Source organism: Pseudorhodobacter ferrugineus DSM 5888 (genome assembly GCF_000420745.1).
GTDB lineage: Bacteria > Pseudomonadota > Alphaproteobacteria > Rhodobacterales > Rhodobacteraceae > Pseudorhodobacter > Pseudorhodobacter ferrugineus.
On the sequence record NZ_ATVN01000022.1, the window covers coordinates 21,080 to 36,568 of the forward strand.

General features: G+C 59.3%; 13 protein-coding genes. 5 read left to right on the forward strand and 8 right to left on the reverse strand.

Translation table 11 applies throughout. From position 1 onward, the window contains the following. Positions 1–97 precede the first annotated feature (97 nt). The 6 genes from dnaG to G560_RS0116095 all read right to left on the reverse strand — a co-directional run bounded on the left by dnaG (position 98) and on the right by G560_RS0116095 (position 8,326). Positions 98–2,065, reverse strand: a complete 1,968-nt coding sequence (gene dnaG / locus G560_RS0116070; protein WP_022705319.1) for a DNA primase — start codon at positions 2,063–2,065, stop codon at positions 98–100. Between the two features lie 116 nt (positions 2,066–2,181). Then, positions 2,182–3,330: an amidohydrolase gene (locus G560_RS0116075; RefSeq protein ID WP_022705320.1), complete on the reverse strand. Its 1,149-nt coding sequence runs from the start codon at positions 3,328–3,330 to the stop codon at positions 2,182–2,184. Continuing rightward, positions 3,324–3,854 carry a sarcosine oxidase subunit gamma gene (locus tag G560_RS0116080; protein ID WP_022705321.1) on the reverse strand — a complete coding sequence of 177 codons (531 nt, stop codon included), beginning with the start codon at positions 3,852–3,854 and terminating at the stop codon, positions 3,324–3,326. The genes G560_RS0116075 and G560_RS0116080 overlap by 7 nt, the downstream gene beginning before the upstream one ends. Then, positions 3,847–6,759 (reverse strand): sarcosine oxidase subunit alpha family protein, encoded by a 2,913-nt coding sequence (locus tag G560_RS0116085; RefSeq protein ID WP_022705322.1) that lies wholly within the window; start codon positions 6,757–6,759, stop codon positions 3,847–3,849. The genes G560_RS0116080 and G560_RS0116085 overlap by 8 nt, the downstream gene beginning before the upstream one ends. Beyond that, positions 6,756–7,055: a sarcosine oxidase subunit delta gene (locus G560_RS0116090; protein ID WP_022705323.1), complete on the reverse strand. Its 300-nt coding sequence runs from the start codon at positions 7,053–7,055 to the stop codon at positions 6,756–6,758. Before G560_RS0116090 ends, G560_RS0116085 begins: the two co-directional genes overlap by 4 nt. Before the next feature lie 20 nt (positions 7,056–7,075). Then, positions 7,076–8,326 (reverse strand): sarcosine oxidase subunit beta family protein, encoded by a 1,251-nt coding sequence (locus G560_RS0116095; protein ID WP_022705324.1) that lies wholly within the window; start codon positions 8,324–8,326, stop codon positions 7,076–7,078. A gap of 184 nt (positions 8,327–8,510) precedes the next feature. On the opposite strand from G560_RS0116095, the gene msrB reads away from it, so the two are divergent. Then, a complete protein-coding gene (gene msrB, locus G560_RS0116100) occupies positions 8,511–8,996 on the forward strand; it encodes a peptide-methionine (R)-S-oxide reductase MsrB (protein ID WP_022705325.1) in 486 nt (161 codons plus the stop codon). Positions 8,997–9,057: 61 nt separating this feature from the next. Here the strand turns inward: msrB and G560_RS0116105 are convergent, their stop codons facing one another. Continuing rightward, positions 9,058–10,488, reverse strand: coding sequence for a Glu/Leu/Phe/Val family dehydrogenase (locus tag G560_RS0116105; protein ID WP_022705326.1), 1,431 nt, complete (start codon positions 10,486–10,488; stop codon positions 9,058–9,060). A 482-nt stretch (positions 10,489–10,970) separates the two neighbouring features. On the opposite strand from G560_RS0116105, the gene G560_RS0116110 reads away from it, so the two are divergent. From G560_RS0116110 to G560_RS0116120, 3 genes are read left to right on the forward strand one after another with little or no spacing between them, the layout of a single operon-like run. Next, positions 10,971–12,632, forward strand: a complete 1,662-nt coding sequence (locus tag G560_RS0116110) for a pilus assembly protein (RefSeq protein ID WP_022705327.1) — start codon at positions 10,971–10,973, stop codon at positions 12,630–12,632. Next, a complete protein-coding gene (locus G560_RS0116115; protein WP_022705328.1) occupies positions 12,629–13,222 on the forward strand; it encodes a TadE/TadG family type IV pilus assembly protein in 594 nt (197 codons plus the stop codon). The genes G560_RS0116110 and G560_RS0116115 overlap by 4 nt, the downstream gene beginning before the upstream one ends. 11 nt (positions 13,223–13,233) lie before the next feature. Beyond that, positions 13,234–13,797 (forward strand): TadE/TadG family type IV pilus assembly protein, encoded by a 564-nt coding sequence (locus G560_RS0116120; RefSeq protein WP_022705329.1) that lies wholly within the window; start codon positions 13,234–13,236, stop codon positions 13,795–13,797. 74 nt (positions 13,798–13,871) lie between these two features. Here the strand turns inward: G560_RS0116120 and G560_RS0116125 are convergent, their stop codons facing one another. Next, a complete protein-coding gene (locus G560_RS0116125; RefSeq protein ID WP_022705330.1) occupies positions 13,872–14,372 on the reverse strand; it encodes a hypothetical protein in 501 nt (166 codons plus the stop codon). Between the two features lie 157 nt (positions 14,373–14,529). Here G560_RS0116125 and G560_RS0116130 point away from each other — a divergent pair, with 157 nt between their 5' ends. Continuing rightward, the gene (locus G560_RS0116130) at positions 14,530–15,441 is read left to right on the forward strand and encodes a pirin family protein (protein WP_022705331.1); all 912 of its coding nucleotides are present in this window, start codon (positions 14,530–14,532) and stop codon (positions 15,439–15,441) included. Positions 15,442–15,489: the final 48 nt, after the last annotated feature.

Genomic DNA, 15,489 nt, shown 5'->3' on the forward strand with positions numbered 1-15,489 from the left:
TTATCAGCTTTTTTGCCGAAATTAAAAGGCCCCTCCTGCCAAATTCCCGCTCGCCCCCATTGTGGGGCGCGCAGGCAAGGCGCTTATGGCGCAGCCCTCAGGTTTTCGACCTGCCGTTGCGGCCAAAATCAATGCGGTCCCACAGGCTGCGCGCCTCCTCCAGCTCTTCTCGGTCCATCTCCACCCCGTTATCGGCAACAAACCCTTCACCTTTCACGGCTTCCGGCCCTTTGGCGGCCGAAAATCTGGCCTCGTTTGCTTGGGCCAGCCGCCATGTCAGGCCTTCATCTGCCAGCCCGTCCAAATCCTCAACCGCTTCGTTCACCTCACGCCGCCCACCACGTGCTGATCGCAGTTTGCGCAGCATGTCGCCAAGGCAGATTTCTGCAAATTCGCGGTCTTCGGTTTTCCGTATCGGTGGTGCTGTGATGACATGGTTCTGGTGAAGCAAGCTTTCAACCACCGCGCGGTGGTCTTGGCGCAGTTTTTCTATCGGCTCTGCCCCAACGTCACAACGCAAAAGCCCCGTGCGCAAGCGGTCCTCCTCGGGATCCGTGAAAATCATGCGGTCCAAAACAGGTTCAAACGTGGCGATCAGGCTGGGATGCGTCAGCAGCGTGGCCAAAATAACCTGCTCCAATACCCGCTCGTCACTCGCCCCCAGCGCCAACGCCGAGGATTTCGTCGTCGCCACGGGTGGCAAGGCAGGCGCCCAAGGCGCGCCTTTCCCACGTGCGCCCCCTAGGTTCGGCACCCACTCCTTGCGCGGGGCCGCCTTGCGTTGGCCAAACAAATCCCAGCGCAGGCGTTTGATTTCCTCGCCGTAATGGCCGCGAATGGACGCGTCCTTGATCCGCATCAGGGCGGTGCGCAGGGTTTTATCCAGCGCCGCCTTGCGTTCGGGGCTGTCAAACACCCGCCCTTCGGTTTCGCGCTGCCACAGCAAGTTAACCATCGGCTGGGCCGCATCCAGCACCGCCTGCATCGCGCCTGCCCCTTGCGATTTCAGCAAATCATCGGGGTCCAACCCCGCAGGCAGCACCGCAAAGCGCAGGCCCTGCCCCGCCTCCAAGAGCGGCAGCGCCAGATCAATCACCCGCAAGGCGGCGCGCACCCCGGCCGTGTCGCCGTCCAGTGCAATCACGGGTTCAGGGCTAACACGCCACATCAGACGCAGCTGATCCTCGGTCACAGCGGTGCCCAAAGGGGCCACGGTCGCCGTGAACCCCGCCTCAGACAGCGCGATCACATCCATATAGCCTTCGGCCACGATCAACGGCGCACCCTTACCCGCCGCCTCACGCGCGGGGCCAAGGTTGAACAGATTGCGGCCTTTGTCGAACAAATCCGTTTCCGGCCCGTTCAAGTATTTCGCCCGCGCGTTGGGGTCGAGTGACCGCCCGCCAAGGCTGATGGCGCGGCCCCGCGCATCGCGGATCGGAAAGATGATCCGCGCGCGAAAGCGGTCATAGGGCGCGTCATTATGGTCGGATACCGCACAGACCCCGCTGTCGAGGATCAGATCGGGCGCAAAGCCTTTAGCCTGCATTGCCGCAAACACCGCTTGCCGCCCCTCGGGCGACCAACCGATTTGCCAGCGGTCTTGCGCATCGGCCTTAAGCCCGCGCCGATCAAGATAATCGCGCGCCTGCTGCCCGCCTGCGGTTTTCAACTGCAAACGGCAGAATTTCACCGCCTCTTCCATCACCTCGGCCAATTGGCTGCGCCGATCGGCCTTTTGGGCGGCCACAGGGTCGCGCGCGGGCATCGGCATGCCGGCCTCACGCGCAAGCAGTTCGACCGCCTCCATGAACCCAAGATTTTCGGTTTCCTTGATAAAGGTCAGCGCATCGCCCTTAGCATGGCAGCCAAAGCAATAATAAAACCCTTTGCGATCATCGACATGAAAGCTGGCGGATTTTTCTTGGTGGAACGGACACGGCGCCCACATATCGCCTTTGCCCTGATTGGATTTGCGCACATCCCAAATCACCTTGCGCCCAACGACTTGGGACAAGGAGACGCGCGTGCGCAGTTCGTCGATGAAACCGGGTGGCAGACTCATAGCCTATATATCGGACGGGCGGGCGCGATAGGCAAGCGGCGCGATTGCGGGACGGGCGGGGGCCAGCCCCCGCACCCCCGGGATATTTTTGCCGAAAAGAAAGGGGAAAGAGGGGGTTAGCCCAAAATTTGGCGTGTGATGCGGTGAAAGATTTCTGTGCCGATGGGGATCAGGTCATCGGGGAAATCATAATCGGGGTTGTGCAAGGCCGGGTGATCGAGGCCAGAGCCCAAGAACACCATTGCGCCCTTGGTGCCTTGCAGGTTGCTGAAGCGGCCAAAATCCTCGGACGCGCGTTCGGGCAAGTCGCCTTGGTCATGCACAATTCCCAGTCTGTCCAACACGTTTGCAAAGACCTCGGTCGCCTGAGGGTTATTGGCGCAGGCCGCGAAATCATCGTGATAGGTGATGGTCAGGCGCAAACCGCCTGCATCGGCTTGGGCTTTGGCCAAACCTTCGGCCTCGGCCCGCAATGCGGCCATCGGTTCGTCCAGCATCGTGCGCAGCGTGACCCAAATCTCGCCATGCGCGGGCGACACCCCGAAATTCGGTTCGCCCAGCGTCACATGGGTTATCGTGGCCAAACGATACTCCGGCCCCAGCGGCCCACCCTGCCCCAAAGCGCCCAGCGCGGGAATAAGCGCCGCAACAGCGCGCGCAGGCGAAACCCCATGTTCCGGCTGTGCGGCATGGCTGGTTTTGCCTTCCAGCGTGATCTTCATCCCGACCGATGCACAATTCACTGGCCCTTCCGCCAACCAGCATTCGCCCAGTTTGCAGCCCGGCATATTGTGCAAGGAGAACGCCCAGTCAGGGTGCAACCCGTCAAACTTCGGGTCGGCAATCACGGCCGCAGCCCCGGACCCGTCTTCCTCGGCCGGTTGAAACATCAATATCACGCGGCCCTTGGCAGGGCGTTTGCGGGCCAGCAACCGTGCAAGGCCCATAAGGATGGTCGTATGCCCGTCATGGCCACACAGATGGCCCTTACCGTCAATGGTCGAACGGTGCGCCGCGCTTGATATCTCTTGGATCGGCAGCGCATCAAGCTCACAGCGAAACAGGACCGATGGCCCAGCAAGCCCACTGTCAAACACCGCCGCGACCCCGTGCCCGCCAAGGCCCGCGACAACACGGTCTGGCGCATCCCCCAAAGCCGCCACAACCCGCGCCGCCGTTTCCACCTCAAACCCCGACAATTCGGGAACGCGGTGCAGGGCGCGGCGAAACGCCGTGAGTTCCGTAATGTCGGAATTGGTCAGCATGCCAAACGAGCGGCGCGCATCTTCATCGCCACCTCCAATTCATGCCACGCGGTGCGGGCCATCGACCGGAACACCAGCAACTCAAATCCATCTTTTACCCTAATCAAAACCACCGCCATATGCCCCAGCGATGTGCGCGCGCACGCCCCCACAGCCATGTCGCGCAAATCCAGCGGGATCAGCCGCGCCAGCACATCCACAGCCCCCGCGCCCGTCAGCGATACCCCCGCCCAACCATCGCTTTGGTCTGTCAGCGCCGCCAGCCCGTCCAGCCCATCCGGCACAGCCCCGATCAAAAACGCCTGCCCCCGTCCGGTCCAAACCAGCCGTGCCGCACCTTTGGCCGACACCATGTTGGGCGCAGGAAACACCAGCGGTTTCAAAGCTGCCGCCAGCGTTTTCTCCTGCCCCACAAAGGGCGCGACAGACGTCACCTGCCCCAAATCCACTTCGGCCAGCGTCACACCGCCCGAAACCACAGCCCCTTGCCCCCACAGCGGGGTCTTTGCGATCAAATCAGCCACGCAGCTTTACCCCCTCTGGGTCATGAAACACCGGATCCGACACCTCACACAGCACATCAATCTTGCGCAGATGGTCCACCAGCCGCACCATTTCGCCGTGCCGCGCCCGCCCGTCACGCAAAAATGCCATACCCAAATACCCACCCAGCGTGGGCGAATACCCAACCGAGGTGACATAGCCTTGGTCATTGACGCGCGTCACCTCGGTCCCAGGGTTGAACAAATGCGCCCCCGCCGAAATCGCCACGTCATTCACTGGGCGCAAGCCGACCAACTGATCCCGCTCTGCCCCAACCATGCCGGGCCGCGCCGCAGCCCCCTTGCCGATGCAATCCTTTTTGGCTGACACCATCTTTTCCATGCCAATATCAAAGGCCGTGGTGCGGCCGTGAATTTCGGCGTGGGTAATAAACCCCTTTTCAATCCGCAACACGTTCAAGGCTTCCATCCCATAAGCGCCACCGCCCATGGTTTCCGCCCGCGCCAGCAGGTCCCGAAACAACGCCTCGCCGTAGCGCGCAGGCACCGCAATCTCATACCCCTGCTCACCTGAAAACGAGATGCGGAACAGGCGCGCGGCCACCTGATCCAATTGCACAGGCCCGCAGCCCATGAACGGCAGATCCACCTCTACCAGTGTCTCCAGCAACGCTTTGGCCATCGGCCCCGCCACCGCAAACTGCGCCCAGTTTTCAGTCACCGAAATGAACCGCACATCCCATCCCGCGCAATAGGCCTGTGCCACAAACTCCAGATGCCGCATCACAAGGCCCGCCGCCGCCGTGGTCGTCGTCATCAAATAGTGGTTTTCACCCAGCCGCGCCGTCGTGCCATCATCCAGCACATGCCCATCGGCCCGCAGCATCAAACCATAGCGCACACGCCCCACAGGCAGCGTCGAAAACATGTTGGTGTAAACGAGGTCTAAAAACCGCGCAGCATCGCGGCCCTGAATGTCAATCTTGCCAAGTGTCGACACATCGCAAACGCCCACCGTGCCGCGCACCATGGTCACTTCGCGGTCACAGGCCTCGCGCCACGTGCTCTCACCCATGCGCGGGAAATAGCTGGGGCGATACCACATCCCCGCCTCGATCATAGGCGCCCCCCGTTCCACGCTTGCGGAATGTGAGGTCATAAACCGCTGCGGCGCAAACCCCTCGGCCCGCCCTCCGGCCCCCATCGCCGCAATCGACACCGGGCTGAACGGCGGGCGAAACGTTGTCGTCCCCGTCTCGGGTATCCCGCGCCCCGTGGCATCGGCCAGTACCGCCAATGCCCCCACGTTGGAATTTTTGCCCTGATCCGGCGCCATCCCTTGCGTGGTATAGCGTTTCATATGCTCGACGCTGGCAAAGTTTTCCTGCGCCGCCAGCCGCACATCCTTGGTCGTCACATCATTGGCAAAATCCAACCACGCTCGGCCTTTGCCCTTCACCTCCCACAAGGGCAGAATGTCATAGCCCGCATTTTCCGCCAGCGGCAATTCCATCGGCACAGCCTTGCGCCCCAAAACGCCCAGCGCCTGCACAGCGACCGCCGCCCCGCTGGTCAAACACCCCGCTGTCGAAAACACACCCGCCGCAGCCCCCGCCACATGCATCCCCGGCACCGCCCCTGCACGCGGCAAAAACGCCGCCAAAGACGCATCCCAAACGGGACGCCCGTTCATATGGCAGGTCAGATGCACCAAGGGGTTCCACCCCCCAGACACGCCCAGACAATCCGTTTCAATCTGCATATCGCCGCCGCGGTGGCGCACGGTGATGCTGGTCAACCCGTGCCGCCCCTTGGTGCCCACAACCTCGGCCCCCGCATAGACAGGGCAATCCTCGGCCACAGGCGCATCGGGCCGCGCATCAATAATCGCCGCAACCTCAACGCCTGCCGCCATCAAATCGCGTGCAGTTTGGCGGGCATCGTCATTATTGGCAAAAATCGTGACCCGCTTTCCGAGGCTCACTCCGTAATGATTCAGATAGGTCCGAATGGCGCTGGCCGTCATAATTCCAGGCCGATCATTGTCGGCAAAGGCAATCATACGCTCCTGCGCACCCGCCGCCAAAACCGCCTGCCCCGCCACAATGCGCCAAAAACATTCGCGCGGCAGGTCGGGGCGTGCCGCCACATGCAGCCCCACCCGCTCCAACGCCGAATAGGTGCCGCCATCATAAACACCCGTAACGCTCGTCCGCGTCATCAACCGCACATTGGGCATCGCGCCCAATTCGGCCAACACATCCCGCACCCACTCGCCCGCAGGCTTGCCGTCAATCTGGCCACTGTCGGCCAGCAACCGCCCGCCCATCGCCACGCCTTCATCGGCCAAAATCACATCGGCCCCCGCCCGCGCCGCCTGCAACGCCGCAGCCAACCCCGCAGGCCCTGCACCAATCACCAACAGGTCACAAAAGGCAAAGGCTTTCTCGTAATCCGCTTCGTCATGGCGCCCCGACAGGCTGCCAAGCCCCGCCGCGCGGCGGATCAGCGGCTCATATATCCGCTCCCAAAATGCACGCGGCCACATGAAGGTCTTGTAATAAAACCCCGCACTCAAAAACGGCGCAGCCAGATCGTTCACCGCCAAAACGTCAAACTTCAAACTGGGCCAGCGGTTCTGGCTCTTCGCCTCCATCCCTTCATAAATCTCTTGCACGGTGGCGCGCACATTCGGTGTCTGCTGGCGGTCTTCAATAATTTCAACCAGCGCGTTCGGCTCTTCGGACCCAGCCGTCAAAACCCCGCGCGGGCGGTGATACTTAAAACTGCGCCCCACGACGCGCACACCATTGGCCATCAACGCCGAGGCCAAAGTGTCGCCCTTGAACCCCTGATACTCCACCCCATCAAAGCGAAACCGAACCGGCGCGGCGCGGTCCACACTCCCCTTACCGTCGATCCTCATGCCGCACCGCCCTTCGATTTCATCTTTGCCGAAATACTCACGCCACCATCGGCCACCAGCGCTGCGCCAAACACCTCATGCGTCACCGTATCGCGCGTGACCACCAACCAACTGGTGCACCCCATGTCATGGTACCAAAGATCGCGCACCCGCCCCGCCGGATTGTTGCGTAAGTGCAAATGCGCGTCGATGGCATCCCAATCCTCGCCCTCGGGCCGCGTCAGATAATCCTCTGACCCATAATAATAAAACTCGCGCCGGTCGCGGGGGCCACACAGGGGGCAGGTGATACGCATGATGTTCTCTCAGTCCAAATTCAGTGCAAATTATGCTGTGATCCGGTGCCTTCTTCATCCAACAGATGCCCGGTCTTGAAACGGTCCAAACGGAACTTGCGGGCGTTTTCATGCCCCTCGCCCGTCGCCATCAAATGCGCCATGCACCAACCCGATGCCGGCACCGCTTTGAACCCGCCATAGTTCCAACCCGCATCGACAAACAGCCCCTCTACCGGCGTCTTGTCGATAATGGGCGACCCGTCCGGCGTCATATCCATAATCCCGCCCCAAGACCGCAGCACCTTGGCGCGGCCAATCATCGGCATCAACGTCATCCCCGCCTCCATCACATGCTCGACCATCGGCAGGTTGCCGCGGCTGGCATAAGACGCGTAAAAATCAATATCGCCGCCAAAGACCAAACCGCCCTTGTCCGACTGGCTGATATAAAAATGCCCCATGCCAAAGCTGACAACGTGGTCAATGACAGGCTTTAACCCCTCGGTCACGAACGCTTGCAACACATGGCTTTCAATCGGCAGGCGCATCCCTGCCATTGCCGCCACTTGCCCCGACCGGCCCGCCACAACCATGCCAACCTTGCGCGCCTTGATGGCCCCGCGCGTGGTTTGCACGCCGACAACGCGCCCGCCCTCTATATCTATCCCTGTCACTTCGCAGTTCTGGATCAGGTCCACGCCCCGCATATCCGCCCCGCGCGCATAACCCCAGGCCACGGCATCGTGCCGCGCCGTCCCGCCACGCGGATGCAGCAAACCGCCATAAATCGGAAAGCGCGTCTGTTCAAAATCCAAATAGGGCAGATGTTCGCGCACGCCTTCGCGGTCCAGCAAAATCGCGTCATCGCCTTGGTTAATCATCGCATTCCCACGCCGCACGAACGCATCACGCTGCCCATCCGAATGGAACAAGTTGATCAACCCACGCTGCGAATGCATGACGTTATAATTCAGGTCGGCTTCCATCCCTTCCCACAGCTTTAACGACTGGCTGTAAAACTCGGAATTGCCCGGCAGGAAATAATTCGCTCTCACAATCGTGGTGTTGCGCCCGATATTGCCCGACCCGATATGACCCTTTTCCAAAACGGCGATATTCGTCAGCCCGTGGTTTTTCGCCAAATAATAGGCGGTCGCCAACCCATGCCCGCCGCCGCCAATAATAATGGCATCATATTCGGCCTTGGGTGCCGGATCGCGCCACATGGGTTTCCAGCCTTTGTTGCCAAACAACCCTTCGGTAATCACCTTCAGCCCAGAATAACGCATGCGTCGCACCCCTTGGTATCGCGTCAAACAAGACCCGCCTTTTGCCACAAAGACAAGCGTATCTGCGACAGATTAGTGTCGCAACTGGCCAACACAGCTCCACCCTTCACACAGCCGTGCCGCGAATGTGATGCAACTTTTCGCAGCAACCTCCCGTATATTCACCAGCAACAAGGAGGCTATCATGCTTACACGCCGCATTTTTCTAACCACGACGCTCGCCGCAACCAGTGCCGCCGCTCTGCCCGCTTGGGCCGCCAGCTTTGAAATCACCCGCACGCCTGCGGAATGGAAAAAGCTGCTGACGCCTGCGCAATTTGCCGTGCTGCGGCTGGAAGCGACCGAAAAGCCGTTTTCCAACAGCTTGAAAGGCGAAAGCTCGCCTTTGCTGAAAGAGGCGCGCAAAGGCACCTATGATTGCGCGGGCTGTGCCCTGCCCGCCTATAGTTCGGATACCAAATACGACAGCGGCACCGGTTGGCCCAGCTTTTACGATGCCATCCCTGATGCCGTCCGCACCAAAGAAGACAACACCCTGTTTTCCAAACGGACCGAGGTGCATTGTCGCCGGTGTGGCGGGCATTTCGGCCATATCTTCAGCGACGGGCCAAAACCTACGGGCAAACGGCATTGCTTGAACGGCTTGGCGCTAACCTTTACCCCAGCCTGATCGAACCAACCCCATGCAAAAGGGGCCGGAAAAACCGGCCCCTTTTGTCATTTTCGAACCCTTACAGCCCTTTGGACTGATAGGTCGCTGCCACGCGGCTGATCGACACGATATAGGCCGCCACGCGCAGATCCTCGACATCATGGCGCCCGTGCCACACCTCGCGCATCGCCTGATAGGCCGTGCGCATCGTGTCATCCAGCCCCGACCGCACCAGCTCCAATTCCCCCGCGCCGCGCAGGTATTTTTCCTTGAAATTGGGCGACATGGTCCAACCCAAACCCTTATCACTCGACAACCGTTCCAGCTCGTTCACCAGCAACAGGTGCCGCGCTTCCTCGGCACGGCGCTGCATGCGGCCAAAGCGGATATGCGACAGGTTCTTAACCCATTCGAAATAGGACACCGTCACACCGCCCGCATTGGCATACATGTCAGGGATAATCACGATGCCCCGCTTGCGCAAAATCTCATCCGCGCCAAAGGTCACGGGGCCGTTCGCCGCCTCGATGATCAGCTTGGCGTTAATCCGTTCGGCGTTGTTCAGGTTAATCACGCCTTCCAGCGCGGCGGGGATCAGGATGTCGCACTCCTTTTCCAACACAACCGCCCCTTCGGCCACATAGGTGCCCTGCGGATACCCCTTGATCGACCCGTGCTTGGCGATCCACTGGCGCAAATCTTCGATGTTGATGCCATCATCATTGATAATCGCGCCGTCCCATTCGATCACGGCGGTCACAACACTGCCATCTTCCTCGGACAAAAACTTGGCGGCATGATAGCCCACGTTGCCAAGCCCCTGCACGATGACCTTCTTGCCATCCAACTGGCCCGACAGGCCCGCCAGCTTCTTATCTTCCTCATAGCGGAAAAATTCTTGCAGCGCGTATTGCACGCCACGGCCCGTCGCCTCAACGCGGCCTTGAATACCACCCGCATGTGGCGGTTTGCCGGTTACACAGGCCTTGGCATTGATATCGGCCGTATTCATCCGCGCGTATTGGTCGGCAATCCACGCCATTTCCCGCTCGCCCGTGCCCATATCGGGGGCCGGTACGTTTTGCGCCGGATGGATCAGGTCGCGCTTGATCAGCTCATAGGCAAAGCGCCGCGTGATCGCTTCCAGCTCATGCGGCTCCCACGCGCGGGGATCGATGCACAAACCACCCTTGGACCCGCCAAACGGCGTTTCCACCAAGGCGCATTTATAGGTCATCAACGCCGCCAGCGCCTCAACCTCGTTCTGGTTCACCGACAATGCGTAACGGATACCACCTTTAACGGGTTCCATGTGTTCGGAATGCACCGATCGATAGCCGGTAAATGTCTCAATCTTGCCCCGCAACCGCACGCCAAATCGGACAGTATACGTCGAGTTGCAAACCTTGATCTTTTGCTCCAACCCGGGGCTCAGATCCATCAGGGACGTCGCGCGGTTAAACATAAGGTCAACGGAATCGCGAAAGCTCGGCTCGCCAGTAATCTGCATACAACTCTCCCTGATGCCCGCCATTTGTTCGGGGGCTTGTGTTCGAAACGCTAGACGAGATTGCCTAAAATTTCATCTAGGAAAAAACTTTACCCGCCAAATAAGGCAATTCGCCCAAGCCGCTAGGTTTGCCCACATGTTAATGCATCAAAACGTCCTGAAATCAGGGAAAACGGGCAGTCTCTCCGATTCGCAGGGCATAGCTTCGCCCCAATAGGTTAACCAACAGTCAATTTTTCACCGGGCGCGATGAACAAATCAGGTGTCTTTGTCTGCGCTGCGTTAACAATCCGCCGTTAATGCTGCCAGCGTTTCCAATGCGGTCGAATAATCCCCAAATCTGGCGAAAAGCGCCACACTTTCGCCCCACAAGACAGGCCAAGTGAAGCTCTGGGAAAAGGTGTGCTGTGTCCGGACCTTAACCTTTTGGGCGATGTGATCGCCTGAATGACTTCCGGGCGCAGGTGAACAAGGAAACGAAGATGGAAATCGAGTTCAAAGAAACTTCGGCGCGCTCATCTGGCTCTGACAGGCTGGTCAATCGCCTCAGGCAGCACCGATTGGCACAAACGCGCTTTGCCGCGTCCGAGGATGGCTCTTTGATCGTCCTCAGCCTTGTTCTGTTTATGCTGATGGTCACGATGGGCGGTCTTGCGGTGGATGTTATGCGCTTTGAACAGCGCCGCACCGCATTGCAACAAACACTCGACCGTTCGGTACTGGCCGCCGCATCCATGACGCAGAACCTTGAACCCGCAGATGTGGTCAACGATTATTTTCAAAAAGCCGGTCTTGCCGAAAACCTCGATTGGGTCGACGTCGACCGTGGTATAAACTACCGCATCGTCACCGCTGGTGCCAGTTCCAACCTCGCGACGCTCTTCATCAGCAATTTCAAATTCCTGGAAGAGTCCGACGTTGACATCAACAACCTAGCGGTTGCGGCCGCATCTGGCGCCGAACAGCGCATTTCCAACGTCGAAGTATCGATGGTTCTGGATATCTCCGGCTCGATGGGGGGGTCGCGTATAAACAACCTGCGCCCGGCCGCGCGTGAATTTGTAACCTCTGTTCTAAGCACCGCCGAACCTGGCCGCGTGTCAATTTCGATTGTTCCCTACAACGCCCAGGTCAACATCGGCGCACAGATGCTAAGTGCGTTCAACGTGAACACGACAAACACCCATAGCGCTTCGGCTTGTATCGAACTGCCCGACAGCACATTCACATCGAATACCATGTCACGCACGGCGCCGTTCACGCATAACGCCCATTTCGACCCCTATAACTATACCTCGGGGTGGAACAATATGCTGTTCAACTGCCCGCCCAACACCGGCAACGGACAGGTCCCGATGGTTCAAAACGGTAACACCGTTACCCCGATGACCGATAACCAAGGTGTTTTGCACGCAGCGATCAACAATCTGGCTGTGGGTGGCAACACCTCTATCGACGTGGGTGTTAAGTGGGGGGCCTATTTGCTCAGCCGTAGTGCAAACCCTGTTATCCAGCATCTGGTCAACCAAAACCGCGTTCAGTCCAAATTCGGCAACCGCCCGCTGGATCCGGCAACCGCCGACGTGCTCAAGGTGCTGGTGGTTATGACAGATGGTGAAAACACGACCGAATACAAGATCAACGACCCCTATAACACCGGCGATTCCAACATCTATGAACACAGAACCAACGGCCGTGTTTCGGTGTACTTTAACCGCAGCGGTAGCAATGACTGGTGGTGGCCGCGCACCAACACCTGGAACTCGGGCCGCGATGGTGGTGGCAGCAACAGCAACTATAATCAACTGACCTGGCCACAAGTGTGGGCAAACTATTCGGTGACCTATGTCGCCTACCACTTCTACGGCTTGGCCCTGAACCAAAACTACAACAACTGGCGCGACACCTTTATGACCCAAGTGTATTGGAACAAAGACACCCGCTTGCAGCAAATCTGTAACGCCGCAAAATCGGACAATATCATCGTCTACGGGATCGGGTTCGAGGCCCCTACGAATGGTCGTGACCAGGTCCGTGCCTGCGCAACCTCGAACGCCCATTATTTTGATGCGCGCGGTCTTGAAATCTCGTCTGCATTCCGCGCCATTGCCAACAACATCAGTCAGTTGAGGTTGACTCAATGATCCGTCACCCCGAAACATCTGGCACCCACGCCGCTGAACAGGACACGCCTTTGTCACTGTTCAGGCGCGTCAAGGCACGGCTTGCACGCAGCTTCCTGTCCGACGTCGGGACGGCCTCGGTCGAATTTGTGATCTGCGTTCCTGCTATCATGATGATCTTCATGGCATCGATTGAATCTGGCGCCTTCATGACCCGTTTGATCATGTTGGAACGGTCGGTTGACAACGTGATGCGCGAATTGCGGCTTGGCCAGATTCCAAACCCAACCGTGGCGCTTCTGAAGGACCAGATTTGTGATGGCAGCCTTATCGTGAAAGACTGCCAAGCCAACATAACGATCGACCTGCGCCCCGTCAGCACCACCAATTGGGCCTTCCCCGCTGGCGCTGTCGAATGCGTTGACCGCGACAGTAACATCAGCCCGGCCACCACGTTCAACCCTGGCGCGGTCCAAGATATCATGATGGTGCGCGTCTGCGTGATCCAGAATGCCATTTTCCCCTTTGCAGGCATCGGCCTCCGGCTCGCGCAAGATGCAAGTGGCGGCCTTGCCTTGACCACCACAACCGCCTTCGTGAATGAACCTTAAGGAATCCCATTATGTCGTTCCTCTCATCGCTGTTGCGCCGCTTTACCCGTGACGAAAAAGGGTCGCTTGTCTTCGATGCCGTCATTGTCATGCCCATGCTCGCGTGGGGATACATGGGTATGTTCGTGTATTGGGATGCCTACCGCGCCACCAACGCGGTGCAAAAGGCGTCTTACACGATTGCGGATCTGATCTCGCGTAGCCAAGATGGCGACGGCATTAATGACGCTTATATCGCAGGCATGCGGACAACCTTTAACAGGATGCTGAACGCCCGCAATCCGGGCAATATCCGCCTCACCTCCTACACATGGAGCGGGGTGCGTGATCGCTATGAGGTTATCTTTTCCCGCTCTCCTGGCCGTGGCATGCCCGTCCTCACCAACGCCGATCTTGCGTCGTTGACAGATCAACTGCCAATCATGGCAGATGGCGACAGCGCGATTTTGTTGGAAACCGAATTTTTCTACGTCCCACCTGTTAACTATGGGCTAGACCATAATCTGATGGAACAGTTTATCGTGACCCGCCCGCGCTTCTTGCCAAAGCTGTGCCACGAGAATTTTGCGTGCTGATCTGCTCGACGGCAACAAAACGCCCAAACGCCCGCCCCCTCGGCGGGCGTTTGGTTTGACTTTACCGGGTCAGATTACTCGGGCCGCTGCGCCACCAGCGCCGCAATCGTTTCCGCCATATACCGCGCGGGTTGTGATGGCGTAACACCGCCAATCCCCACCCGTTTGCCAATCCGCCACCACAAGCCCGGCACCCACGCAAACCCCATGCCCTGAAACAACACCAGCGAAAACCCGTGCGACGGCTTTAACGCAAATGCCCCGCGCGACACCTCGCGCACATTGCCCATCTCGGCCAGCAGCCGCCCGTTGTCATCGCGCACCCCGCTTGCCGTCAGCACCAACCCCACGGTCGTCGCCCGCCACGTCAATTGTGCCGCGAAAAACATCAAACCACCCAGGATCAACATCGCAAGCCGCAGCGCCATCTGCTCACGCGGGAAACTGATCGCAAGACTAACCAGCACCACGCCCAGCGCAATCTGAACCGCAACCCCGATAACGCGCCGTGGCTGTGACACATCCAACCGCGCCAAAACCGGCTCGGCCTTCCCTTTTGCCTTACTGCTCTTCATTGCATCCCCCAAAATCCCGTTTCCCCGCTATAGCAGGTTGCGCGCGCAGGGCCAGCCATCCTGTGCCACAGCGCACAGCCGCCCTGCATGTCTGTGCAATTGCACGAAACCCGCGGGCAGCCTACCTTGCCCCCAGCACCAGATACAGGAGGTCCAAATGTCCATCCGGCCCGTCACATCCGAAACCCCCGCCCAACCCACAATGGAAGGCGCAGGCGTTCACCTTCACCGCGCGTTCGGCTTTCATAACCCCGAACAAATGGACCCGTTTTTGCTGTTCGACGATTTCCGCAACGAACATCCCAGCCAGTACCAGCGCGGCTTTCCGTGGCACCCGCACCGCGGCATTGAAACCATCACCTATGTGCTGGCAGGCAGCGTCGATCATGCCGACAGCCTGGGCAACACTGGCAAACTGGGCGCAGGCGACGTGCAATGGATGACCGCCGGTTCGGGCATCCTTCACCAGGAAATGCCGCATGGAAACGCCACGGGCCAGATGCACGGCTTTCAACTTTGGGCCAACCTGCCGGGCCACTTGAAAATGACAAAGCCGCGTTACCAAGATGTCACCAGCCGAGACATCCCAGAAATCACCGATGATGACGGGACCACAGTGCGGGTCATCGTGGGCAAATTCTGGGGCAAATCCGGCCCCGTAGACGGTATCGCGGCCGATCCGCAATACCTTGATATCTCGGTCCCCGCAGGCACCAAAAAGACTTTCAAAATCGACACGCACAAATCCGCCTTCGCCTATGTGTTCGAAGGTAAGGGGAATTTCCGCGATGCCAGCCGCCCGCGCGGCGTTCTCTTGGAAAAAGAGGTGCGCGGCGTCGAGGTCAACATTCGTGATATGTCGGGCAACCGTACCTTGGTGCAGTTCGGCACGGGCGATGAGGTGACGGTCCAGGCTGGCGACGAAGGCGTGCGGTTTCTGCTCATCTCGGGCGCGCCGATCCGCGAACCCGTGGCATGGCATGGCCCCATCGTGATGAACACGCAGGCCGAAATCCGTCAAGCCCTCACCGATCTGCGCAACGACACCTTTATCAAACCCGCGCATTGACGGACCCCGCCGCCCGAATTGTCGTCGCAAATTCGAAGCCACGCACCA